A 24,273-nucleotide genomic window follows, 5' to 3' on the forward strand; every position below is an offset into this window, starting at 1 on the left:
GACAAGGGGCGAGGAAGTATGTCCGTTCGTCGACTAGCCGAAGAGCAATTCCAGCCGGCAGGCTTTTCCTTCAACGAGGAAAATTCGGTCTGGGCTGATGCAACCATCCGCAAGTATCCCGAGGGTCGCCAGCAGTCGGCGGTCATCCCGCTTTTGATGCGGGCTCAGGAGCAGGACGGCTGGGTGACGCGAGCGGCCATCGAATTCGTCGCTGAAAAGCTTTCCATGCCCTATATCCGGGTTCTGGAAGTCGCGACCTTCTACACGCAGTTCCAGCTGAAGCCGGTCGGTACGCGCGCCCATGTTCAGGTCTGTGGTACCACGCCTTGCATGCTGCGCGGCGCGGAAGACCTTATCAAGGTCTGCAAGAGCAAGATTCACGCCGAGCCCTTCGAGCGCAATGCCGACGGTACGCTTTCTTGGGAAGAGGTGGAGTGTCAGGGCGCCTGCGTAAACGCGCCGATGGTCATGATCTTCAAGGATAGCTACGAAGACCTGACGCCGACCCAGCTCGAGCACATCATCGACCGTTTCCAGGCTGGCAAGGGCTCCGACATCAAGCCGGGCACACAGATCGACCGTTTCAACTCCGCTCCGGCCGGTGGCCTTACCGCCCTGACCGACGCCGACGTCAAGCCGGCGGCAAAGGCGAAGGCTGCGCCTGCCGAAGCTGCACCGGCTGCTGCTGTCGCCGCACCGCAGACCGAAGCTCCTGCGAAGGCTGAAAGCGCTGCTACATCCCAGCCTTCGCTTGACGACAAGAACCGTCCGGCGGGTATCGAAAAGCCCGAAACCCCCGACGATCTCAAGATGATCTCGGGCGTCGGTCCGAAGATCGAAGGCGTGCTCCACAGCATCGGTATCTTTACCTTTGCCCAGATCGCCGGCTGGAAGAAGGCCGAGCGCGAATGGGTCGACAGTTACCTGAAGTTCTCGGGCCGCATCGAACGTGACGACTGGGTCAAGCAGGCCAAGGCGCTCGCCAAGGGTGGCGAAGCCGAATACATCAAAGTTTTCGGCAAGAAGCCGCGGTAAGGGGGTAGGACATGTTGAAGGATCAGGATCGTATCTTCACCAACATCTACGGCCTCAAGGACAAGTCGCTGAAGGGCGCCATGAGCCGTGGCCACTGGGATGGAACCAAGCAGATCCTTGAAAAGGGTCGCGACTGGATCATCAACGAACTGAAGGCTTCGGGCCTGCGCGGCCGTGGCGGCGCGGGCTTCCCGACCGGCCTGAAGTGGTCGTTCATGCCGAAGGAATCCGACGGCCGTCCGCACTACCTCGTCGTCAATGCCGACGAATCCGAGCCCGGCACCTGCAAGGACCGCGATATCCTGCGCCACGATCCGCATACGCTGATCGAAGGCTGCGTGGTCGCGTCCTTCGCCATGGGTGCAAACCATGCGTTCATTTATGTGCGGGGCGAGTTCATGCGCGAGCGTGAAGCTCTCCAGGCTGCCATCGACGAGTGCTACGATGCCGGCCTGCTCGGCAAGAACAACAAGCTCGGCTACGATATCGACATCATCGTTCACCACGGCGCCGGCGCTTACATCTGCGGCGAGGAAACCGCGCTGCTCGAAAGCCTTGAAGGCAAGAAGGGCCAGCCGCGCCTGAAGCCGCCGTTCCCGGCGAACATGGGTCTCTACGGCTGCCCGACGACGGTCAACAACGTCGAATCGATCGCTGTTACCCCGACGATCCTGCGCCGCGGTGCTGGCTGGTTCTCCTCGTTCGGCCGTCCGAACAACGTCGGCACCAAGCTTTTCATGATCTCGGGTCACGTCAACACGCCGTGCACCGTCGAGGAAAGCATGGGCATCTCTTTCCGTGAGATGATCGAGAAGCACGGTGGCGGTATCCGTGGCGGCTGGGATAACCTCCTCGCCGTCATCCCCGGCGGTGCCTCGTGCCCGGTCGTCAAGGCCGAAGACATGATGGACGTCACGCTCGATTTCGACGGTCTGCGCGAGGTCAAGTCCTCCTTCGGCACCGGCGGCATGATCGTCATGGACAAGTCCACCGACATCATCAAGGCCATCTGGCGCATCGCGGCCTTCTTCAAGCATGAGAGCTGCGGCCAGTGCACGCCGTGCCGTGAAGGCACCGGCTGGATGATGCGCGTCATGGAGCGCATGGTGAAGGGCAATGCCCAGAAGCGCGAAATCGACATGCTGTTCCAGGTGACCAAGCAGGTTGAAGGCCACACCATCTGCGCGCTCGGCGACGCAGCGGCATGGCCGATCCAGGGTCTCATCCGGAATTTCCGTCCGGAAATCGAGGCCCGCATCGATCAGTACACCCGCAACGCCATGGCGCATGGCGTTGTCATGGAAGCGGCCGAATAAGGAAGAGCGGCAATGGCCAAGGCATCGGACAAGACTGGAGAAGGGAATGCCGCAGATCCGGCTGACTTCAGCCGTGTCGCCGATGTTCTCAAGGACATGCCGCATGTTCCGCTGCATCCGCTGATGGCCCATCCGGCCGCAGCGCTTGCGGCGGCGACTGCAATCGGTTTCGGTTTGGCCACGCACATGACCAGCGTGTTTCTCGGCTCCCTTCAGGGGGCGGTGGAAGCGACCAACAAGCTGGCCCGCAAGCTTGAGGAAGAAAAGCTTGGCGCCGATGTAGCACCGGCAGCTCCTTCCGAGCCGACCGGGGATGCCTCAGAGGCTGCAGAACCCGTTGTCGTTGCGCGCAAGCCACGCAAGGCTCCGGTCAAGCAGGCTGAGGCGAAAGTGGCTGCGGCTCCCGCTCCCAAGGAGCGCAAGGTGGCCGCCAAGGTGGTGAAGGCTGAAAAACCTGCGGCCGTCGAGCCAGCAGCGAAGGCGCCGAAGGCCGGACGGACTTCCGGCAAGACTGACGATCTGAAGAAGATCGAAGGTATCGGTCCGAAGCTGGAGCAGGTGCTCAATGAAAAGGGCATTCGCCGCTTTGCCCAGCTGGCGGCGTTGGATGCTGCAGCGCTGGAGGCGCTGGACAAGGAAATCGGCCTGGGTGGCCGGGCGGTGCGCGACGATTGGTCTGGTCAGGCGCGCAAGCTCGCAGGCCCAAAGAATTGAGGATCGCGGGACGCTCTTCGTGAGGGTGTCTCGAAGTCCGGTGAGAATGAGGAATATCCGGTTCCGAAAGGGGCTGGAAGAGGGAATAAACGGCGGGACGCCAGTCGAGATTGGATGGTCCCGCTTGCCGGAGCGAAAGCTGCGGTGCAATGCGCACTATGCGTGAGGCAGGAAGGCGAATATGGCAAAGCTGAAAGTCGACGGTAAAGAGATCGAGGTCCCGGATCATTTCACGCTGTTGCAAGCGTGCGAGGAAGCCGGCGCTGAAGTCCCGCGCTTTTGTTTTCATGAACGACTGTCGGTCGCCGGCAACTGCCGTATGTGCCTCGTCGAGGTAAAGGGTGGCCCGCCGAAGCCGGCTGCATCCTGCGCCATGGGCGTGCGCGATATCCGCGGCGGTCCGAACGGCGAGCTGCCGGAAGTCTTCACCAACACGCCGATGGTCAAGAAGGCCCGCGAAGGCGTGATGGAATTCCTGTTGATCAACCACCCGCTGGATTGCCCGATCTGCGATCAGGGCGGTGAGTGCGACCTGCAGGACCAGGCCATGGCCTTCGGTATCGACTCGTCGCGCTACTCGGAAAACAAGCGCGCGGTCGAAGACAAGTATATCGGCCCGCTGGTCAAGACCGTGATGAACCGCTGCATTCACTGCACGCGTTGCGTCCGCTTCACCACCGAAGTTGCCGGCATCGCCGAACTCGGCCTGATCGGTCGCGGCGAGGATGCCGAGATCACCACCTATCTCGAGCAGGCCATGACTTCGGAGCTTCAGGGCAACGTGGTCGACCTCTGCCCGGTTGGCGCGCTGACCTCCAAGCCCTTTGCCTTCACGGCCCGTCCATGGGAACTCAACAAGACCGAATCGATCGACGTCATGGACGCTCTCGGTTCGGCGATCCGCGTCGATACCCGCGGCCGCGAAGTCATGCGCGTCATGCCCCGCGTCAACGAGCAGATCAACGAGGAGTGGATTTCCGACAAGAGCCGCTTCATCTGGGACGGCCTGAAGACCCAGCGTCTCGATCGCCCCTATGTCCGTCGTGACGGTCGCCTGCAGCCAGCCACGTGGGCGGAAGCTTTTGCCGCCATCAAGTCGGCGGTCGCCGCTACCTCTGGTTCGAAGATCGGCGCCATCGCCGGCGATCTCGCCTCCGTCGAGGAAATGTATGCGCTGAAGGCGCTTCTCAATGCGCTCGGTTCGGTCAACACCGACTGTCGCCAGGATGGGACGGCAGTTGATCCGTCGCTCGGCCGCGCAAGCTACCTCTTTAACGCAACGATCGAAGGCATCGAAGCCGCCGACGCGATCCTCATTGTCGGCGCCAATCCACGCTACGAGGCTGCCGTGCTCAACGCCCGCATCCGCAAGCGTTGGCGTCGCGGCGGCCTGCCGATCGGCGTGATCGGCGAAGGCGGCGAGCTGCGTTATCCCTATGAATACCTTGGTGCAGGCACCGAGACGCTGGCCGACCTCGTCGCTGGCAAGAGCGGCTTCGTCGAAAAGCTGAAGGCTGCCAAGAACCCGCTTATCATTGTAGGGCAGGGCGCTCTGGTCGGTGCTGAAGGCGCGACGGTTCTGGCGAATGCTGCAAAGCTCGCTGAAGCCGTCGGTGCGCTCACCGAGGAATGGAACGGCTTCTCTGTACTTCACACAGCCGCTTCGCGCGTCGGTGGCCTCGATCTCGGTTTCGTGCCGGGTGAGGGCGGTGCTGCCGCAGCCGATCTTCTGGCTTCCGCTGATGTTCTCTTCCTTCTCGGCGCTGACGAACTCGATTTCACCCGCAAGGGTGCGAAGTTCACCGTCTATATCGGTAGCCATGGCGACAACGGCGCACATCATGCCGACGTCATCCTTCCGGGCGCGACCTACACCGAAAAGTCGGGCATCTGGGTCAACACCGAAGGACGCGTCCAGATGGGCAACCGCGCTGGCTTCGCACCGGGCGATGCCCGCGAAGACTGGGCTATCATTCGCGCGCTTTCCGACGTGCTCGGCAAGAAGCTGCCCTTCGACTCGCTGACTGCGCTTCGCGCCAAGCTTTATGCCGAATACCCGCATTTTGCCGGTCTCGATGAGATCCTTCCGGGCGCCAGCAGCGAAATTGCCGCAATTGCGAAAAAAGCCGGGCAGATGACGAAATCCGTGTTTGCGTCGCCGGTCAAAGACTTCTATTTGACGAACCCGATTGCACGTGCGTCGGCCGTCATGGCCGAGTGCTCGGCATTGGCCCGCAACAACTTCAAGGCTGCGGCAGAGTAAGGGCAGGGGATCATGGACAACTTCGTTTCCACTTATGTCTGGCCGGCGGCCATCATGATCGGCCAGTCGCTGCTGCTTCTGGTCTGCCTCCTGGTCTTCATCGCATATATCCTGCTCGCAGACCGCAAGATCTGGGCAGCTGTCCAGCTGCGCCGCGGCCCGAACGTGGTCGGTCCCTGGGGGCTGTTCCAGTCCTTCGCCGACCTTCTGAAGTTCGTGTTCAAGGAGCCGATCATTCCGGCAGGCGCGAACAAGGGCGTGTTTCTTCTCGCTCCGCTCGTCACCGTGCTGTTGGCACTGGCCACCTGGGCCGTGGTGCCTGTTGCAGATGGCTGGGTGATCGCCAACATCAACGTCGGCGTCCTGTATGTCTTCGCGATCTCGTCGCTCGAAGTCTACGGCATCATCATGGGCGGTTGGGCTTCGAACTCGAAGTATCCGTTCCTCGGCGCGCTTCGCTCGGCGGCGCAGATGGTGTCCTATGAAGTCTCGATAGGCTTCGTCATCGTCACCGTTCTGCTCTGCGTCGGTTCGCTGAACCTGTCTGACATCGTCTATGCGCAGAAGGACGGTCTCGGCACCATGATCGGCCTGCCGAATTCCTTCCTCGACTGGCACTGGCTGGCCCTGTTCCCGATGTTCGTGGTGTTCTTCATCTCGGCGCTTGCGGAAACCAACCGTCCGCCTTTCGACCTGCCGGAAGCTGAATCCGAACTCGTTGCTGGCTTCATGGTCGAATACGGCTCCAGCCCGTACATGATGTTCATGCTCGGCGAATATGCCGCCATCGTTCTGATGTGCTCGCTGACCACCATCCTGTTCCTCGGAGGCTGGCTGCCGCCGGTCGACGTATGGTTCCTGAACTGGGTCCCGGGCATCATCTGGTTCATCATCAAGGCGACGCTGGTATTCTTCATGTTCGCCATGGTGAAGGCATTCGTTCCGCGCTACCGCTACGACCAGCTCATGCGTCTCGGCTGGAAGGTCTTCCTTCCGATCTCGCTCGCCATGGTGGTCATCGTTGCATTCGTGCTGAAGTTTATGGGATGGGCATGATCATGGCCATCCGTTCACTCGGCAGATTTGGAGGTTGAGATGGCTGGTCTTTCCCAGGCTGTCAGTTCCCTGTTCCTGAAAGAGTTCGTCGGCGCCTTTTTCCTGTCGATGCGCTATTTCTTCCGCCAGAAGGCGACCATCAACTATCCTTTCGAAAAGGGTCCGGTCTCTCCGCGTTTCCGCGGCGAACATGCCCTGCGTCGCTATCCGAACGGTGAGGAACGCTGCATCGCCTGCAAGCTTTGTGAAGCGATCTGTCCCGCCCAGGCGATTACCATCGAAGCCGGCCCGCGTCGAAACGACGGCACCCGCCGCACGGTGCGTTATGACATCGACATGGTGAAGTGCATCTACTGCGGCTTCTGCCAGGAAGCCTGCCCGGTGGATGCGATCGTCGAAGGGCCGAACTTCGAGTTCGCGACCGAGACCCGCGAAGAGCTTTACTTCGACAAACAGCGGCTGCTGGACAACGGCGACCGCTGGGAACGGGAAATCGCGCGGAACCTCGCGCTGGATGCACCGTACCGCTGACAGGCGGCATGACGACGCCTTGGCGGGAACCCGATGGGACGCCGCCATGGCACAGATTTGAAACGGAGTGCGCCGGTGGGGATGCCGGTGGCGCTTTATCGGGCGAAGGGCAGGGGCCCTCGTCCGGGGGAAGATGAAAAGGCACCAACATGGGTCTTCAGGCTCTCTTTTTCTATCTCTTCGCGTTTGTCGCGGTGGCTTCCGCGTTCATGGTCATCTCGGCACGGAACCCGGTTCACTCGGTTCTGTTCCTGATCCTGACCTTCGTGAACGCCGCGGGGCTGTTCCTGCTGACGGGGGCTGAATTCCTCGCCATGATCCTGCTGGTCGTTTATGTCGGCGCGGTCGCGGTTCTCTTCCTTTTTGTGGTGATGATGCTCGACATCGATTTCACCGAGTTGCGGTCGGGCGTGCTGAAATACGCTCCGATCGGCGCGCTGATCGGTCTGGTGGTCGCAGCCGAACTGGTCATCGTGGTCGGCGGTACTGCGATTTCTCCGGCTGCCAAGGATGCGATCACCATGCCGATCCCGGCATTGACGGAGCGCACCAACACTGCCGCCCTCGGCGACGTTCTCTATACAAACTATGTCTATTTCTTCCAGATCGCCGGCCTGGTGCTTCTGGTGGCCATGATCGGCGCCATCGTGCTGACGCTTCGCCACCGTGAAAACATCAAGCGGCAGGATATCTCCCGCCAGGTTGCCCGTACGCCCGAGACCGCCGTCAAGGTGGTCAAGGTCAAGCCGGGTCAGGGCGTCTGAGGCTAGAGAGGTCAAGGAAACAATATTATGGAAATCGGTCTTTCCCACTACCTGACGGTCAGTGCCATCCTCTTCACGCTCGGCGTCTTCGGCATCTTCCTGAACCGCAAGAACGTCATCATCATCCTGATGTCGGTCGAGCTTATCCTGCTGGCGGTGAACATCAACATGGTGGCCTTCTCTTCCTTCCTGAACGACATGGTCGGCCAGGTCTTCGCCCTGTTCATCCTGACGGTGGCGGCCGCGGAAGCCGCGATCGGCCTCGCAATCCTCGTCGTCTTCTACCGCAACCGCGGCTCGATCGCAGTTGAAGACATCAACATGATGAAGGGCTGATACGGCTATGCTTCTCTATAAGGCTATCGTCTTTCTTCCGCTGATCGGATCGATCATTGCCGGCCTGTTCGGCCGCCAGATCGGCGCCAAGGCTTCGGAATACATCACCAGCGGCCTGATGGTGATCGTCGCTATCCTCTCGTGGATCGTCTTCTTCAACGTCGCGCTCGCCCATGGCGAAGGCCATGAAGTGATCAAGGTTTCAGTGCTGCGCTGGATCCAGTCCGGTGGCATCGACGTCGAATGGTCGCTGCGCATCGACACGCTGACCGCCGTCATGCTGGTCGTGGTCAACTCGGTATCGACGCTGGTGCACATCTATTCGATGGGCTACATGCACCACGATCCGCATCGCCCGCGCTTCTTCTCCTACCTGTCGCTCTTCACCTTCGCCATGTTGATGCTGGTGACGTCCGATAATCTGCTGCAGATGTTCTTCGGCTGGGAAGGCGTGGGTCTGGCCTCGTACCTGCTGATCGGTTTCTGGTTCAAGAAGCCATCGGCCAACGCTGCCGCCATGAAGGCCTTCATCGTTAACCGCGTCGGCGACTTCGGCTTCATTCTCGGCATCTCGGGCATTTTCGTTCTCTTCGGCTCGATCAATTTCGAAACCATCTTCGCCGCCGCGCAGACGTATCTGCCGCACGAAGGTGCGGAAGCCGGTGAGGCCGTCATCAACCTCTTCGGCATGAACCTCGACAAGGGCCACGCTATCACTGCCATCTGCCTGCTGCTCTTCATGGGCGCCATGGGTAAGTCGGCCCAGTTCCTGCTGCACACCTGGTTGCCGGACGCGATGGAAGGCCCGACCCCGGTTTCGGCACTTATCCATGCCGCAACCATGGTTACCGCCGGCGTCTTCCTCGTCGCCCGCATGTCGCCGCTGTTCGAACTGTCGCCGGATGCGCTGACTGTCGTCACCCTGATCGGTGCGATCACCGCCTTCTTTGCCGCGACCGTCGGTCTGGTGCAGAACGACATCAAGCGCGTCATCGCCTATTCGACCTGTTCTCAGCTTGGTTACATGTTCGTGGCACTTGGAGTAGGGGCCTACGGCGCTGCCGTGTTCCACCTGTTCACGCACGCCTTCTTCAAGGCCCTCCTGTTCCTTTGTGCCGGCTCGGTCATCCATGCCGTCGATGGCGAGCAGGACATGCGCTACATGGGCGGCCTGCGTCCGCACATCAGGGTGACCTTCCTGATGATGCTGATCGGTACGCTCGCCATCACCGGCGTCGGCATTCCGTTCACTCCGATCGGTTTCGCCGGTTACTTCTCGAAGGACGTAATCATCGAGGCGACTTATGCTTCGCATTCGCCGCTCTCGGGCTTTGCCTTCACGCTGCTGGTCATCGCCGCTCTGTTCACGAGCTTCTATTCCTGGCGACTGATGTTCCTGACCTTCTTCGGCAAGCCGCGCGCATCTGCCGACGTCATGCACCATGTGCATGAATCTCCGCAGGTCATGCTCGTACCGCTCTACCTTCTGGCGATCGGTGCAGTTCTGGCAGGCTGGATCTTCGAAGGCCGCTTCTATGGCGAGGAGTATCTAGAGTTCTGGAAGGGCGCGCTGTTTACTGCGGAACACAATGAACTGCTGCACGAGTTCCACCACGTGCCGGCCTGGGTTGCCCTCAGCCCGTTCATCGCGATGGTCCTTGGTTTCGTTACCGCCTGGTACATGTACATCAAGTCGCCGTCGACGCCGAAGAAGCTCGCCGAGCAGCATCGCGTTCTCTACCAGTTCCTGCTCAACAAGTGGTACTTCGACGAACTCTACGACTTCCTCTTCGTCCGCTCCGCCAAGGCTCTTGGCCGCTTCCTTTGGAAGAAGGGTGACATCGGGCTCATCGATACCTACGGCCCGAACGGCGTTGCCGCCGGGGTTGCTGATGTAACCCAGAAGGTCGTCCGACTGCAGTCGGGCTACCTCTACCACTATGCCTTCGCGATGCTGATAGGTATCGCAGCCCTCGTTACCTGGATGATGCTCGGGAGTTCCTTCTGATGACCGACTGGCCTATTCTCTCGACGGTCACCTTTCTGCCGCTCGTCGGCATTGTGCTCCTCCTCCTGACGCGTCAGGATTCTGCCCAGGGTCGCCGCAACATTCTCAATGTCTCGTTGCTGACCACGGTATTCACCTTCGTGGTCTCGCTCTTCATCTGGATCGGGTTCGACAATTCGAATCCGGGCTTCCAGATGGTCGAAAAGCATGAATGGCTTACCACCGGCATTTCCTATCATGTCGGCGTAGACGGTATTTCGATGCTCTTCGTCATCCTGACCACGCTGCTGATGCCCTTCTGCATCCTCGCAAGCTGGCTGTCGGTCGAGAAGCGCATCAAGGAATACATGATCGCCTTCCTGCTGCTCGAAACGTTGATGATCGGCGTCTTCGTCTCGCTGGACATCGTTCTCTTCTACGTGTTCTTCGAAGCAGGCCTGATCCCGATGTTCATCATCATCGGCGTCTGGGGCGGTAAGGATCGCGTTTACGCATCCTACAAGTTCTTCCTCTACACGTTGCTCGGCTCGGTGCTGATGCTGCTCGCCATCATGGCAATGTACTGGGATGCAGGCACGACCGACATCACACTGCTCCTCGGCCACAAGTTCCCGGCCGGCATGCAGACATGGCTATGGCTTGCCTTCTTCGCATCCTTTGCCGTGAAGATGCCGATGTGGCCGGTTCACACCTGGCTTCCGGATGCGCACGTTCAGGCGCCGACCGCGGGCTCGATGATCCTGGCCGGTATCCTGCTGAAGCTCGGCGGCTACGGCATGCTGCGCTTCTCGCTGCCGATGTTCCCGCTCGCATCCGACTACTTCGCGCCGCTGGTCTTCACGCTTTCCGTCATTGCTATCGTCTACACCTCGCTGGTGGCGCTGATGCAGGAAGACATGAAGAAGGTCATTGCCTATTCGTCGGTTGCGCACATGGGCTATGTGACGATGGGTACCTTCGCCGCCAACACGCAGGGTGTGCAGGGCGCGATCTTCCAGATGATCAGCCACGGTTTCGTTTCCGCTGCGCTCTTCTTCTGCGTCGGCGTCATCTATGACCGTCTCCACACCCGCGACATCGCGGCCTATGGCGGCCTCGTCAACAACATGCCGAAATACGCCGTCGCCTTCATGATCTTCACCATGGCGAACGTCGGCCTTCCGGGCACGTCCGGTTTCATCGGCGAATTCCTGACCCTGATCGGCGTCTTCCGCGCCAACACATGGGTTGCGCTGTTCGCCGCCACCGGCGTGATCCTTTCGGCCGGTTACTCGCTCTGGCTCTATCGCCGGGTTGTCTTCGGTGCGCTCGAAAAGGACAGCCTCAAGGCGATGCTGGATCTTTCGCTCCGCGAGAAGCTGATCCTCTATCCGCTGATCGCGCTCACCATCTTCTTCGGCGTCTATCCGGCTCCGATCTTCGATGCGACGGCTGCGTCGGTGGAGCTTCTGGTGAACAACTATTCCACGGCTATCGAGGCGGCACGTAACGTGGCGCTTGCAGTGAACTGACGACAGGATCCCTTGGACATGACCGCTGAAACACTCCTTGCAAGTCTGCATCTGGTCACGCCGGAACTGATCCTCGCGGTTGGCGCCCTGGCGTTGCTGATGATCGGTGTCTTCGCCGGCGAAAAGTCGGCGACGACGGTAACCGGCCTTGCCGTGGCATTGCTCATCATCTCCGGCGTCTGGCTGGTGCTCGTGCCGACAGAAGGTTCCGCCTTTGGCGGTGCCTACGTCGCGGACGGCTATGCCCGCTTCATGAAGGTGCTGGCGCTGATCGGTTCGATCACTGCGATGATCATGGCCGTCGGCCACGCGCGTTTCGATCACCTCGACAAGTTCGAATTCCCGGTCCTGCTGGTTCTGGCGACCCTCGGCGTCATGCTGATGATCTCCGCCAACAACCTGATTTCGCTCTACCTGTCGCTCGAGCTTCAGTCGCTTGCGCTCTATGTCGTCGCCGCGATCAATCGCGACAGCCTGCGCTCGACTGAAGCCGGCCTGAAGTACTTCGTTCTCGGCGCCCTGTCCTCGGGCATGCTGCTCTACGGCATGTCGCTGGTCTACGGCTTCACCGGCAATATCGGCTTTGCCGAAATCGCCGGCGTGCTGGCAAACGGCGGTGCCTCGCTCGGCGTGGTCTTCGGTCTCGTCTTCGTGCTCGCGGGTCTCGCATTCAAGATCTCGGCCGTGCCGTTCCACATGTGGACGCCGGACGTTTACGAAGGCGCGCCGACGCCGGTCACCGCATTCTTGGCCGCAGCCCCGAAGATCGGTGCCATGGCGATCCTGGTGCGCATCGTCATCGATGCCTTCCAGCCGATCTTCGACCAGTGGCAGCAGATCATCGTCTTCATCTCGATTGCCTCCATGCTGCTCGGCTCCTTCGCTGCGATCGGCCAGCGCAACATCAAGCGATTGATGGCCTATTCGTCGATCGGTCACATGGGTTACGCGCTGGTAGGTCTCGCTGCCGGCAATGAGACCGGTGTTACCGGCGTCATCGTCTACATGATGATCTACCTCTTTATGACGCTCGGCACCTTCGCCTGCATCATGGCCATGCGTCGCAAGGAAGGCGGCAATGTCGAGAATATCGACGATCTCGCCGGTCTTTCGACCACCAAGCCTTTCATGGCCTTCGTGCTCACCGCCCTGATGTTCTCGCTGGCCGGTATCCCGCCGCTCGCAGGCTTTTTCGGGAAGTACTTCGTCTTCGTCGCGGCCATCGAAGCCAAGCTCTACGCTCTCGCCATCATCGGCGTGCTGTCGTCGGTCGTCGGCTGCTTCTACTATCTCCGTGTCGTGAAGGTCATGTGGTTCGACGAAGCCAAGGGTGAGTTCACCCGGATCGCTGGCGAGCTTCGTCTCGTCTTCGGTCTCTCCGGCCTGTTCGTCGTCGGTTATGTTCTCTTCGGTGGTCCGCTCGGCACCGCCGCGGAGGCCGCAGCCAAGACGCTCTTTAATTGAGCGTGGCTGGCAAAGAGGGCCGGATCTCGCTCGATGATTTCCGGCACGAGGCGCTCGGCGCCGTTGCGTCGACCAATACGGAATGTCTCGCCCGCGCTCGCGCGGGCGATTTCGGTTTTCTATGGATCACCGCCGAAAGCCAGAGCGGCGGACGTGGACGCAGGGGTCGACCCTGGATGTCCGAGCCCGGCAATCTCTATGCGTCGTTGCTGCTGATCGATCCCGCACCTATGGAGCGGCTGACATCGCTGCCGCTTGCGGTCGCGCTTGCCGTGCACGGTGCGATCCGTCATGTGCTGCCCGCGGATGCTCCGCCGCTCGAGGTCAAGTGGCCCAACGACATCCTGATCGGGCGGCAGAAGACCTGCGGCATCCTCCTGGAAAGCGAGAGGCTGACCGATGGCCGGCAGGCGCTGGTGATCGGTATCGGCATCAATATCGCCAACAAGCCGGATGCGCCCGCCTATCCCGTGACGTGCCTGGCAGAGAACGGCGCGGCGGTCGCGCCGCAAGTGCTCTTTGCCCATCTCTTCTCGGAAATGGCGGATGTTCTTTCGATATGGGACCGGGGGCGCGGCATCGCCGATGTCGTCGCACTGTGGCGCAAGGTCGCCTGCGGGATCGGCGAAAAAATCACGGTAAACCTGCCGGACCGTTCGATTTCCGGCCAATTTGCCGGAATCGATGATAAGGGGATGTTGATACTCGACCGTGGCCCCGACGGGCACATGGCGATCGCCGCCGGCGATGTTTTTTTCGGGTGAGATGGAATTAGAAGAGTAATGGCGAAAAACGAAGAACTGGTATTTCTGCCGCTGGGCGGTGTTGGCGAAATCGGCATGAATCTGGCACTTTACGGCTATGGTACGCCGTCGAACCGGCAATGGATCATGGTCGATTGCGGCGTCACCTTTCCCGGTCCCGAACTGCCGGGCGTCGATCTCGTCCTGCCCGATGTCAGCTACATCGAGGCCGAAAAGAAGAATCTCAAGGCGATCATCATCACCCATGCCCATGAGGATCACTACGGCGGCCTGAACGACATCTGGCCGGGGCTGAATGTGCCGGTCTACGCCTCCGGATTTACCGCCGGCATGCTGGAGGCCAAGCGCGACTATGAGGGATCACGCGCCGATATCCCCGTGACGCCCTTCAAGGCGGGCGATGTGATCAATGTCGGCCCGTTCTCCATCGAAGCCGTTGGCGTAAACCATTCTATCCCGGAACCGATGTCGCTGGTGATCCGCACGCCGCTGGGCAACGTTGTCCACACCGGCGACTGGAAGATCGACCACAATCCGTCGCTCGGTCCGCTGACCGACGAAGCCCGGTTCCGCGCCATCGGCGACGAGGGCGTTCTGGCCCTGTTGTGCGACAGCACCAACTCCATGCGCGACGGCGTTTCCCCCTCGGAAGAGGAAGTGTCCGAGGGTTTGCGCAAGATCATCGAGACCGCCGAGGGCAGGGTGGCGATCACCACCTTCTCGTCCAATGTCGGCCGTATCCGCTCCATCGCCCAGGCGGCGGAAGCCGCTGGCCGCGAAGTGCTGCTGCTCGGAAGTTCGCTGAAGCGTGTCGTCGCTGTCGCCAACGATCTTGGTCTTATGGAGGGCCTGAAGCCCTTCATTGCGGAGGACGAGTTCGGCTTCATTCCGCGCGACAAGGTCGTCATCATCCTGACCGGTTCCCAAGGGGAATCGCGCGCAGCGCTCGCGAAGATTTCCCGCGACGAAATGCGCCATGTCGCTTTGACGTCGGGCGATACTGTCGTCTTCTCCTCGCGCACCATTCCCGGCAACGAGAAGGCGATCCTCGAGATCAAGAACGGTCTGGTGGAGCAGGGCATTCATATCGTTACCGACAGCGATGCGCTGGTGCATGTATCAGGGCATCCGCGTCGCAACGAGCTTCAGCAGATGTACGAATGGACCCGGCCGCAGATCCTCGTGCCTGTTCATGGCGAAGCCGCACATCTCATGGCCCAGATGGAACTCGGCCTTCAATCCGGTATCAAGACCGTGCCGCGCGTTCGCAACGGAGACGTCCTGCGTCTCGCGCCCGGTCCCGCCGAAGTGATCGATCAGGCGCCGTTCGGCCGCATCTACAAGGATGGCAAGCTACTCGGCGATCTCGACGAAATGGGCATCTCCAATCGGCGCAAGCTGTCCTATGTCGGCCATGTCGCGGTCAACGTGCTGCTCGACAGCCGCTACGAGTTCGTGGGTGATCCCGACGTCGTTCCCTTCGGCCTGCCGGAATATGACGACGAGGGCGAATCCATGGAGGACACGCTCTATGATGCCGTTCTCGGCGCGGTGGAGAGCATTCCGAGAGCGCGCCGCAAGGATCTCGACACCCTGCGCGAAGCCGTTCGTCGTGCCGTGCGCGGAACCGCCAACGAGGCATGGGGCAAGAAGCCGATCGTCACCGTGTTCGTGACGAAAGTCTGAGTGACGGGCGGCGGCGCACTGGTATAGGTTCGCGCCGCTTCACATTCAGGAGATTGTCATGCTCGGACGAGTAAACCACGTCGCCATCGCCGTACCGGATCTGGCGGCTGCGACCGCTTCCTACCGCGACACCCTCGGAGCCCGCGTCTCCGAACCGCAGGCTCTGCCCGAACATGGCGTGACGGTGGTCTTCGTCGAACTGCCGAACACCAAAATCGAGTTGCTGGAACCGCTCGGCGCAGATTCACCGATTGCCGCTTTCCTTGCAAAGAACCCCGGCGGCGGCATGCATCACATCTGCTACGAGGTCGAGGACATCCTGGCCGCGCGTGACCAGCTGGCAGGCGGTGGCGCCCGTGTTCTGGGCGGTGGCGAGCCGAAGATCGGCGCCCATGGCAAGCCGGTGCTTTTCCTGCATCCGAAGGACTTCTACGGCACCCTGATCGAACTCGAGCAGATCTGAGCTGAAGCAAGCCGCGCGAAAAGCCTGACGGTTTTGCGATAGCGACATGCGATGGAGCAAGGAGACAGAGCGCGGCGTGTGAAATTTGGATCATCACGGGGGCGTTGTGTTCTCTCTGTTTGCTCGCTGGCCCGCACTGGCTTATATCTCATCGTCAGCCGGGTCGACCTGATGAGCCCGGAGAAAAACGGGAGCCATATCGATGCAGTTCGTTTCTGCCTTCGCCGTCTACTTCGTCATCTGGTGGATTACGCTTTTTGCTATCTTGCCGATCGGCATGAAGACGCAGGCCGAAGCCGAAGAGGTGGTCCCCGGCAGCATCGAAAGCGCTCCGGCTCATTTTCGCGGCGGTAGGGTCGTGCTTTGGACGACGCTGGTTTCAGGTGTGATCTTTGGAGGCTGGTATGCGGCCTCCACTTGGTTTGGCCTTGGCATGGACAGCCTGCCGAACATCGTTCCCAAATTCGATTGATGTGAGAAGGCGGAGTGTTTCCGTGCCTCCGGCCGGGTGATGTCGCTTAAAGGCAAAAAAAAACAAGGTCCGAAGACCTTGTTTCAATTATCGCGTGATCCTTCACCAATTAAGGGGCAGCGAACTAGCGCGCCTAAGATCTGATCCTCCCAAGACTTGACCGCGAAATAGACAAGAATTTAATCTCCTTGCCTCTTTTGTGAGCTAAAACTAGCTCAAGAAGTGCGCCTTGTCACCATATTTTTTGCAATTTTGCTACAGTTACCAAAAAAAATCTCCCCGGACGTAAATGTCGCAGCTTTGACATAAAACCTGCGTCTGTCTGCCGTTTCCAAGCGCCAACGCGATGTTCGGGGATGGTCGTGGAGCCGACCTGTTGCCTCGCCCGATGCGGGTTTTCTTCGGGTGAGGAAACCGCTATGTACGCTTCGGGAAACACCCTCGTCATCGCTGATTCCGCCAGTTTGGCGGGAAAACCAACGTCTGGAACCCTGTTATGCGTCTGTCGCGCTACTTCTTGCCGATCCTGAAGGAAAACCCGAAGGAAGCCGAAATTGTCTCTCACCGTCTTATGCTGCGCGCGGGAATGGTCCGTCAGCAGTCCCAGGGCATTTATTCCTGGCTGCCGCTCGGCAAGAAGGTCCTCGACAAGGTCAACGGCATCATCCGCGAAGAGCAGAACCGGGCAGGTGCGATCGAGCTTCTGATGCCGACGCTGCAGTCGGCCGAACTCTGGCAGGAAAGCGGCCGTTATGACGATTACGGCAAGGAGATGCTGCGTATCAAGGACCGGCAGGATCGGCCGATGCTCTACGGCCCGACCAACGAAGAAATGGTCACGGACATCTTCCGTTCCTACGTGAAGTCGTACAAGAACCTGCCGCTGAACCTCTATCATATTCAGCTGAAGTTCCGTGACGAGATCCGTCCGCGCTTCGGCACCATGCGCTCGCGCGAGTTCCTGATGAAGGATGCCTATTCCTTCGACATGACCCGCGAGGATGCGATCCACTCCTACAACAAGATGTTCGTCGCTTACCTGCGCACCTTCGCGCGGCTCGGCATGCGCGCCATTCCGATGCGCGCCGACACAGGCCCGATCGGCGGCAACCACAGCCACGAATTCATCATCCTCGCCGACACCGGTGAATCGGAAGTCTTCAGCCACAAGGCGTTCGTCGATTTCGATATCCCGGCCGAAAACACCGACTTCGACGATGTTGCCGGCCTGCAGGCGATCTTCGACAAGTGGACTTCGGTTTATGCCGCCACGTCGGAAATGCATGACGAGGCTGCCTTCAACGCGATCCCGGAAGGCGATCGCCTTTCAGCACGCGGCATCGAAGTCGGTCACATCTTCTATTTCGGTACCAAGTATTCCGAGCCGATGGGGGCCAAGGTTCAGGGTCCGGACGGCAAGGAGCACCCTGTCCACATGGGTTCCTATGGTATCGGCCCGACCCGCCTTGTTCCCGCCATCATCGAAGCATCGCATGACGAGAACGGAATCATCTGGCCGGCTTCGGTCGCTCCGTTCGATTCGGTGGTCATCAACATGAAGGCCGGCGATGAACAGTGTGACGCAGTCTGTGAGCGGCTCTATCAGGCGCTTTCCAATGCCGGCAAGGACGTGCTCTACGACGACACGGACGACCGCGCCGGCACGAAGTTCGCCACTGCCGACCTGATCGGCGTGCCGACCCAGGTGATTGCCGGTCCGCGCTCGGTTGCCAATGGCGAAATCGAGTTGAAGGACCGCAAGACCGGTGCGCGCGAGACGATGACCGTCGAAGCGGCCATCAACAAGCTGATCGGCTGACGGCCGGGACGAGGAGACCAAATGACGAGTGCAGTCGCCGGCAACGCGACGGAAGCGGCTGGACAGGGATCTGTCGGCCGCCCGTTTTCCGCCTTCGAGCGAATGGTTGCCTGGCGCTACCTGCGCGCCCGACGGAAGGAGGCCTTTATTTCGGTGATCGCGGGCTTCTCCTTCGTCGGGATCATGCTCGGCGTTGCGACGCTGATCATCGTCATGGCGGTGATGAACGGCTTCCGTACCGAACTGATCTCCCGCATTCTCGGTATCAACGGCCATATGATCGTGCAGCCGGTCGATGGCCCGCTCGATAACTATGCCGACCTCGCCCAGAAGTTTTCCGCCATTCCCGGCGTGACCATGGCTCTTCCGCTGGTCGAGGGGCAGACGCTCGCCTCCGGCCGCGCCGGAGCCGGCACGGGCGCTCTGGTGCGCGGCATCCGGCCTGACGACCTGACCAAGCTTTCGGAAGTCTCCAGCAATATCCGCCAGGGCGATCTCGTAGGCTTTGCCGCGGGGCAGGGCGTCCTGATCGGGTCGCGCATGGCCTCGGAACTAGGGATCGGGGCAGGCGATACGATTACGCTCGTTTCGCCGGAAGGCGATGTCACCCCGCTCGGCGTCAATCCGCGGGTCAAGTCATACCCGGTTTCCGGCGTGTTCGAGATTGGCATGTCGGAATACGATTCCTCGATCATCTACATGCCCCTTGAGGAATCGCAGCTTTATTTCAATGCCGAAGGCATCGTTCAATCGATCGAGCTCTTCGTTTCCAATCCGGATGCCATCGACGAACTGCGCCCCAAGGTGGAGGAGGCTGCCGGCCGACAGATCTTCATCACCGACTGGCGTCAGCGTAACCAGACCTTCTTCTCAGCCCTGCAGGTCGAGCGCAACGTGATGTTCATGATCCTCACCCTGATCGTGCTGGTCGCCGCGCTCAACATCATCTCGGGCCTCATCATGCTGGTGAAGGACAAGTCGAGCGACATTGCCATCCTGCGCACCATGGGGGCGACATCCAGCTCGGTTATGCGCATCTTCTTCATGACCGGTGCGGCTATCGGTACCGTCGGCACCTTCGCAGGCGTACTTCTCGGTGTGATCGTCTGTGTCAACATCGAGTCCATCAGGCAGTTCTTCTCCTGGGTTTCAGGCACGGTCCTGTTCGATCCCCAGCTCTATTTTCTCAGCCAGTTGCCGGCCGACATGAATGTCGGCGAGACGGTTTCCGTCGTCGTCATGGCCCTCAGCCTTTCCTTCCTGGCGACGATCTTCCCGGCCTGGCGCGCCTCGCGCCTCGATCCGGTCCAGGCCCTGCGCTACGAATAAGGAACCGTTTCCGATGGCCTCCAAGACTGTTCTTTCGCTTACCGGCATCGACCGCCATTACGGGCAGGGCGAGACCATGCTCAACATCCTGAAGGGCGCCGATTTCAGCCTTCGCCGCGGCGAGACCGTCGCGCTCGTCGCTCCATCGGGAACCGGCAAATCGACACTGCTGCATGTGGCCGGTTTGCTGGAACATCCGGATGCGGGCGAAGTCACCATTGGTGGTGTCGCCTGTCAGGGGCTGTCGGATGACCGGCGCACGGCCATCCGCCGCAACTCCGTCGGCTTCGTCTACCAGTTCCATCACCTGCTTCCGGAATTCTCCGCTCTGGAGAACATCATGATGCCGCAGCTGATCGCCGGCCTCTCCAAACAGGAGGCGCGCGAGCGCGCGGCGCAGCTTCTCGATTACATGCGCATCGGTCACCGCGGCGATCACCGCCCGGCCGAACTCTCCGGTGGCGAACAGCAGCGCGTGGCGATTGCCCGTGCCGTGGCCAATGCGCCGCTCATCCTGCTGGCCGACGAGCCGACCGGCAATCTCGACCCGGAAACGGCATCCTACGTTTTCTCGGCGCTGGAGGCGCTGGTGCGTCAGTCTGGCCTGGCGGCCCTGATCGCGACGCACAACCATGATCTTGCTTCGCGCATGGACCGTTGTGTCACCCTGGTTGACGGGAAGGTCGTGGACTATACCGTCTGACATCCGGCGACGCGCGGGGGTGCCTTTTGCCGCCCCTGCTTTCTTGTTTTTTCCGAGCCTGTACAATGGCTGCCAAAGGGTGACTGGCATGCCATGCCTTGTCGTGTTCATGCCAAGATTGGGATGCGCTTAGCGCATCGGCCCGAAAATCGGAATCGATTTTCGGAAAAGCTCGATGCGTAGATTCAAGATATTAGAGCGCCGTGCGTCCAAATGGACGCACGGCGCTCTAGCTCTCTCCGGCTGTGTTCCCGTTGCATTCATTATCAAGGTTTTTTTTGGTTGACATGTGAACATAGGTTGAACAAAATGGAAACATAAAGAGTAAGGGGAGAGCCATGACTGAAATTCTTCGTGATGTCGCCGCATTCGCCTCCATTACCATGTTCGTCGCCAGCGTATCGGTGCTTGTGCTGGCTCTTTGACAGCTGTCGCATTTCTGTAGAGATCATCTCGGCATTGCCAATGCGGTCTGGACTTCGTTGCTCGGTCGGTCGAGAATTGAGCCGAGTCCTTGCAGGTTGGAGATCGTACGGGAATGGGTGATATGGCAACTGCGGAAGCCGGATCGGGTGTCTTCGAGGAGGGCCCGGGCTTTGTCCATCTGAGGATGCACTCGGCCTATTCGCTGCTTGAAGGTGCCTTGCCGCTCAAGAAGATACTGGGCAAGGCAGTTTCCGACAATCAGCCCGCCATCGCGATCACGGATACTAACAATCTGTTCGTGGCGCTCGAATTTTCCCAAAAGGCGATCGGGGACGGCATTCAGCCGATCATCGGCTGCCAGATGTCGATCGATATGGAGGATGCCGAGGGCGAAAGACGCCCCGGACAACTCGCCGGCTATCCCGCCATCGTTTTACTTGCCGCCGACGATGAAGGGGCGGAACGCCTCGTCGATCTCGTCAGCCGCGCCTACCTCGGCGGGGATTCGAGCCAGGCGGTGCATATCAGCGTTTCTTGGCTGGAGGAGCGTGGAACCGAAGGCTTGATTGCACTGACGGGTGCCTCCAAGGGTCCCGTGGACGTCGCTCTGAGGGAAGGGCATCGGCCGCAGGCCGAGGCTCGCCTTTTGACGTTGAAGCGCCTGTTCGGCGATCGGCTTTATGTCGAACTGCAGCGTCACGGCGAATATGATCGGGGTCACGAACGCCGCATGGTGGCGCTTGCCTATGAGCACGATCTCCCGCTGGTCGCGACGAACGAGGCCTTCTTCCCGACCAAGGCCGATTACGAAGCCCATGACGCCCTGATGGCTGTCGCCCATAACGCAATCGTCTCGGATGACAGCCGTTTCCGTCTGACGCCGGATCATTATCTCAAGAGCCGGAAGGAGATGTGCGAGCTTTTCGCCGATCTGCCGGAGGCGCTGGAAAACACGATCGAGATTGCGAAGCGTTGCTCGTTCTTCGTCGATACTCGCAAACCCATCCTGCCGCGCTTCGCCGGCGTCGGCTCCGACCCGGAAGAGGCGGAGAGGGCCGAGGCCGAAGAGATGCGTCGGCAGGCGGTCGAAGGCCTCGACCGGCGATTGGCAGCCCTCGGCATGGCCGAAGGGTTCGAGGAGAAGGACTATCGCGAGCGACTGGAGTTCGAGCTTTCGATCATCGAGCGCATGAAGTTCCCGGGTTACTTCCTGATCGTTGCGGACTTCATCAAATGGGCGAAGCAGCATGACATTCCGGTCGGTCCCGGTCGTGGTTCGGGTGCGGGGTCGCTGGTTGCCTATGCACTGACCATTACCGACGTCGATCCGCTGCGTTTTTCGTTGCTGTTCGAACGCTTCCTCAATCCGGAACGCGTCTCGATGCCCGACTTCGATATCGACTTCTGCCAGGACCGCCGTGAAGAGGTGATCCGCTACGTGCAGCAGAAGTACGGGCGGGAGCAGGTGGCGCAGATCATTACCTTCGGTTCGCTGCAGGCACGCGCGGCGTTGCGCGATGTCGGTCGCGTGCTTGAAATGCCCTATGGTCAGGTCGATAAGATCTGCAAGCTGGTGCCGAACAATCCGGCCAACCCGACACCGCTTTCCAAGGCGATCGAGGAGGAGCCGAAGCTGCAGGAAGCGGCCGAGGAAGAGCCGGTGGTTGCCCGTCTTCTCGATATCGCCCAGAAGATCGAGGGTCTTTATCGCCACGCCTCGACGCACGCAGCCGGCATCGTGATCGGCGACCGTCCGCTGTCGAAGCTCGTGCCGATGTATCGCGATCCTCGTTCCGACATGCCGGTTACCCAGTTCAACATGAAGTGGGTCGAGCAGGCAGGCCTCGTCAAGTTCGACTTCCTTGGTCTGAAGACGCTGACGGTCCTGAAGACCGCGGTCGATTTTGTTCGCCGCCTCGGCATCGAGGTCGATCTCTCGGCGATCCCGCTTGACGACAAGAAGACCTACGAGATGCTGTCGCGCGGCGAGACGGTCGGCGTGTTTCAGGTGGAAAGTGCCGGCATGCGCAAGGCGCTGATCGGCATGAAACCCGACTGCATCGAGGACATCATTGCGCTCGTGGCGCTCTATCGTCCCGGTCCGATGGAAAACATTCCGGTCTACAACGCACGCAAGCATGGCGAAGAGGAAATCGAGTCGGTCCATCCGAAGATCGATTACCTGCTCAAGGAAACCCAGGGCGTTATCGTCTACCAGGAACAGGTCATGCAGATCGCGCAGGTGTTGTCGGGCTATTCGCTCGGCGAAGCCGACCTGCTGCGCCGTGCCATGGGTAAGAAGATCAAGGAGGAGATGGACAAGCAGCGCGCCCGTTTTGTCGATGGCGCCGTCAAGAACGGCGTGTCGAAGAACCAGGCGGATGTCATCTTCGATCTCCTGGCCAAGTTCGCGAACTACGGCTTCAACAAGTCGCATGCGGCCGCCTACGCCATTGTTTCCTATCAGACAGCCTATCTGAAGGCGCACTATCCGGTCGAATTCCTCGCCGCGACCATGACCTACGATATGGCCAACAGCGAAAAGCTGAACGACTTCCGGCAGGACGCCGGTCGTCTCGGTATCACTGTCGTTCCGCCATCGGTCCAGACGTCCTACCGCCGTTTCGAGGTGGGCGAGAACCGCATCTATTACGCTCTGGCCGCCATCAAGGGCGTGGGCGATTCCGCCGCCGAGCACATCGTCGAAGTCCGGGGCGACAGGCCTTTCGCCTCGATCGAGGATTTCTGCCTGCGCATCGATCCCAAGCAGATCAACCGTCGCGTCTTCGAAAGCCTGATTTCGGCCGGCGCCTTCGATTGCTTCGGTCATGATCGCGCCGAACTGGTCAACGGTCTCGACCGTGTTCTCGGTTATGCCCAGCGCGCGCAGGAGAACGCCGTTAGCGGACAGTCCGACATGTTTGGATCAGGCGGGGCCAGCGGGCCGGAGAAGATCGCCTTCCCCACCTATAACGCCTGGCTACCCTCGGAAAAACTGCTGCGCGAATTTCAGGTTCTCGGCTTCTACCTGACCGCCCATCCGCTCGATTCCTATCGCTCGCTGTTGGAAAAGATGCGGGTGCAGACCTTCGCTGATTTCGCCCAGTCGGTGCGGCAGGGAGCGACCGCCGGACGTCTGGCAGGCACGGTCACGTCGCGTCAGGAGCGCAAGACCCGCACCGGCAACAAGATGGGCATCGTCACGCTGTCGGACTCCTCCGGCCAGTATGAAGCCGTGCTCTTTTCCGAGGGGCTCAATCAGTACCGCGATCTGCTCGAAGCCGGAAAGTCGCTGGTCATCACCGTTCAGGCGGATGAACGCCCCGAGGGCATCGGCCTGCGCATCCAGACGGCACAGTCGCTTGAGGAGAAGTCGGTCCAGATGCAGAAGGCGTTGCGCGTCTATGTGCGCGACAGCGGGCCCCTGAAAACGGTCGCCGCTCACCTCAATACGCGTGGTGACGGTCTCGTCTCGTTCATCGTCATCAAGGAGGACGGCAAGCGGGAGATCGAGGTCGAACTCACCGAGAAATACCGGATCTCGCCCGAGATTGCGGCTGCCATGCGGGCCGCCCCGGGTGTGGTGGATGTCGAACTGGTGTGATCGGCCCGT

At 60.3% G+C, this 24,273-nt stretch carries 19 protein-coding genes; all 19 read left to right on the forward strand.

What is annotated here, in order from left to right:
- The first annotated feature begins 18 nt into the window (after positions 1-18).
- Entirely contained in the window at positions 19-1,035 is a 1,017-nt protein-coding gene (gene nuoE, locus NBH21_RS04460; protein WP_250912710.1) for an NADH-quinone oxidoreductase subunit NuoE, read from the forward strand.
- An 11-nt stretch (positions 1,036-1,046) separates the two neighbouring features.
- Positions 1,047-2,351 (forward strand): NADH-quinone oxidoreductase subunit NuoF, encoded by a 1,305-nt coding sequence (nuoF, locus tag NBH21_RS04465; RefSeq protein WP_250912711.1) that lies wholly within the window; start codon positions 1,047-1,049, stop codon positions 2,349-2,351.
- 12 nt (positions 2,352-2,363) lie between these two features.
- Positions 2,364-3,065: an NADH-quinone oxidoreductase subunit E gene (locus tag NBH21_RS04470; RefSeq protein ID WP_250912712.1), complete on the forward strand. Its 702-nt coding sequence runs from the start codon at positions 2,364-2,366 to the stop codon at positions 3,063-3,065.
- Between the two features lie 181 nt (positions 3,066-3,246).
- Positions 3,247-5,328, forward strand: a complete 2,082-nt coding sequence (gene nuoG / locus NBH21_RS04475; protein WP_250912713.1) for an NADH-quinone oxidoreductase subunit NuoG — start codon at positions 3,247-3,249, stop codon at positions 5,326-5,328.
- 12 nt (positions 5,329-5,340) lie between these two features.
- Complete coding sequence (nuoH, locus tag NBH21_RS04480; protein WP_163904856.1) at positions 5,341-6,384, forward strand: NADH-quinone oxidoreductase subunit NuoH; 1,044 nt, start codon at positions 5,341-5,343, stop codon at positions 6,382-6,384.
- 39 nt (positions 6,385-6,423) lie between these two features.
- Entirely contained in the window at positions 6,424-6,915 is a 492-nt protein-coding gene (gene nuoI, locus NBH21_RS04485) for an NADH-quinone oxidoreductase subunit NuoI (RefSeq protein ID WP_099057478.1), read from the forward strand.
- A 149-nt stretch (positions 6,916-7,064) separates the two neighbouring features.
- A complete protein-coding gene (locus NBH21_RS04490) occupies positions 7,065-7,679 on the forward strand; it encodes an NADH-quinone oxidoreductase subunit J (RefSeq protein WP_250912714.1) in 615 nt (204 codons plus the stop codon).
- Positions 7,680-7,706: 27 nt separating this feature from the next.
- On the forward strand, positions 7,707-8,015 hold the full coding sequence (gene nuoK, locus NBH21_RS04495) for an NADH-quinone oxidoreductase subunit NuoK (protein ID WP_099057480.1): 309 nt from the start codon (positions 7,707-7,709) through the stop codon (positions 8,013-8,015).
- A 7-nt stretch (positions 8,016-8,022) separates the two neighbouring features.
- Positions 8,023-10,023 (forward strand): NADH-quinone oxidoreductase subunit L, encoded by a 2,001-nt coding sequence (nuoL, locus tag NBH21_RS04500; RefSeq protein ID WP_250912715.1) that lies wholly within the window; start codon positions 8,023-8,025, stop codon positions 10,021-10,023.
- Positions 10,023-11,534: an NADH-quinone oxidoreductase subunit M gene (locus NBH21_RS04505; protein ID WP_250912716.1), complete on the forward strand. Its 1,512-nt coding sequence runs from the start codon at positions 10,023-10,025 to the stop codon at positions 11,532-11,534. The genes nuoL and NBH21_RS04505 overlap by 1 nt, the downstream gene beginning before the upstream one ends.
- An 18-nt stretch (positions 11,535-11,552) precedes the next feature.
- Complete coding sequence (gene nuoN / locus NBH21_RS04510) at positions 11,553-12,998, forward strand: NADH-quinone oxidoreductase subunit NuoN (RefSeq protein WP_250912717.1); 1,446 nt, start codon at positions 11,553-11,555, stop codon at positions 12,996-12,998.
- A gap of 2 nt (positions 12,999-13,000) precedes the next feature.
- The gene (locus NBH21_RS04515; protein WP_425340373.1) at positions 13,001-13,762 is read left to right on the forward strand and encodes a biotin--[acetyl-CoA-carboxylase] ligase; all 762 of its coding nucleotides are present in this window, start codon (positions 13,001-13,003) and stop codon (positions 13,760-13,762) included.
- A gap of 18 nt (positions 13,763-13,780) precedes the next feature.
- Positions 13,781-15,448 carry a ribonuclease J gene (locus NBH21_RS04520; RefSeq protein WP_250912719.1) on the forward strand — a complete coding sequence of 556 codons (1,668 nt, stop codon included), beginning with the start codon at positions 13,781-13,783 and terminating at the stop codon, positions 15,446-15,448.
- A 58-nt stretch (positions 15,449-15,506) separates the two neighbouring features.
- Positions 15,507-15,911, forward strand: coding sequence for a methylmalonyl-CoA epimerase (gene mce, locus NBH21_RS04525; RefSeq protein ID WP_250912720.1), 405 nt, complete (start codon positions 15,507-15,509; stop codon positions 15,909-15,911).
- Between the two features lie 202 nt (positions 15,912-16,113).
- Complete coding sequence (locus NBH21_RS04530; RefSeq protein ID WP_250912721.1) at positions 16,114-16,383, forward strand: DUF1467 family protein; 270 nt, start codon at positions 16,114-16,116, stop codon at positions 16,381-16,383.
- A 496-nt stretch (positions 16,384-16,879) separates the two neighbouring features.
- Entirely contained in the window at positions 16,880-18,202 is a 1,323-nt protein-coding gene (gene proS, locus NBH21_RS04535) for a proline--tRNA ligase (protein ID WP_250912722.1), read from the forward strand.
- A gap of 21 nt (positions 18,203-18,223) precedes the next feature.
- Positions 18,224-19,531 carry a lipoprotein-releasing ABC transporter permease subunit gene (locus tag NBH21_RS04540; protein WP_250912723.1) on the forward strand — a complete coding sequence of 436 codons (1,308 nt, stop codon included), beginning with the start codon at positions 18,224-18,226 and terminating at the stop codon, positions 19,529-19,531.
- Between the two features lie 13 nt (positions 19,532-19,544).
- A complete protein-coding gene (locus tag NBH21_RS04545) occupies positions 19,545-20,234 on the forward strand; it encodes an ABC transporter ATP-binding protein (RefSeq protein WP_250912724.1) in 690 nt (229 codons plus the stop codon).
- Positions 20,235-20,781: 547 nt separating this feature from the next.
- Positions 20,782-24,264, forward strand: coding sequence for a DNA polymerase III subunit alpha (dnaE, locus tag NBH21_RS04550; RefSeq protein WP_250912822.1), 3,483 nt, complete (start codon positions 20,782-20,784; stop codon positions 24,262-24,264).
- Positions 24,265-24,273: the final 9 nt, after the last annotated feature.

It is taken from the genome of Ciceribacter sichuanensis, from assembly GCF_024055605.1.
Classification (GTDB): Bacteria; Pseudomonadota; Alphaproteobacteria; order Rhizobiales; family Rhizobiaceae; genus Allorhizobium; species Allorhizobium sichuanense.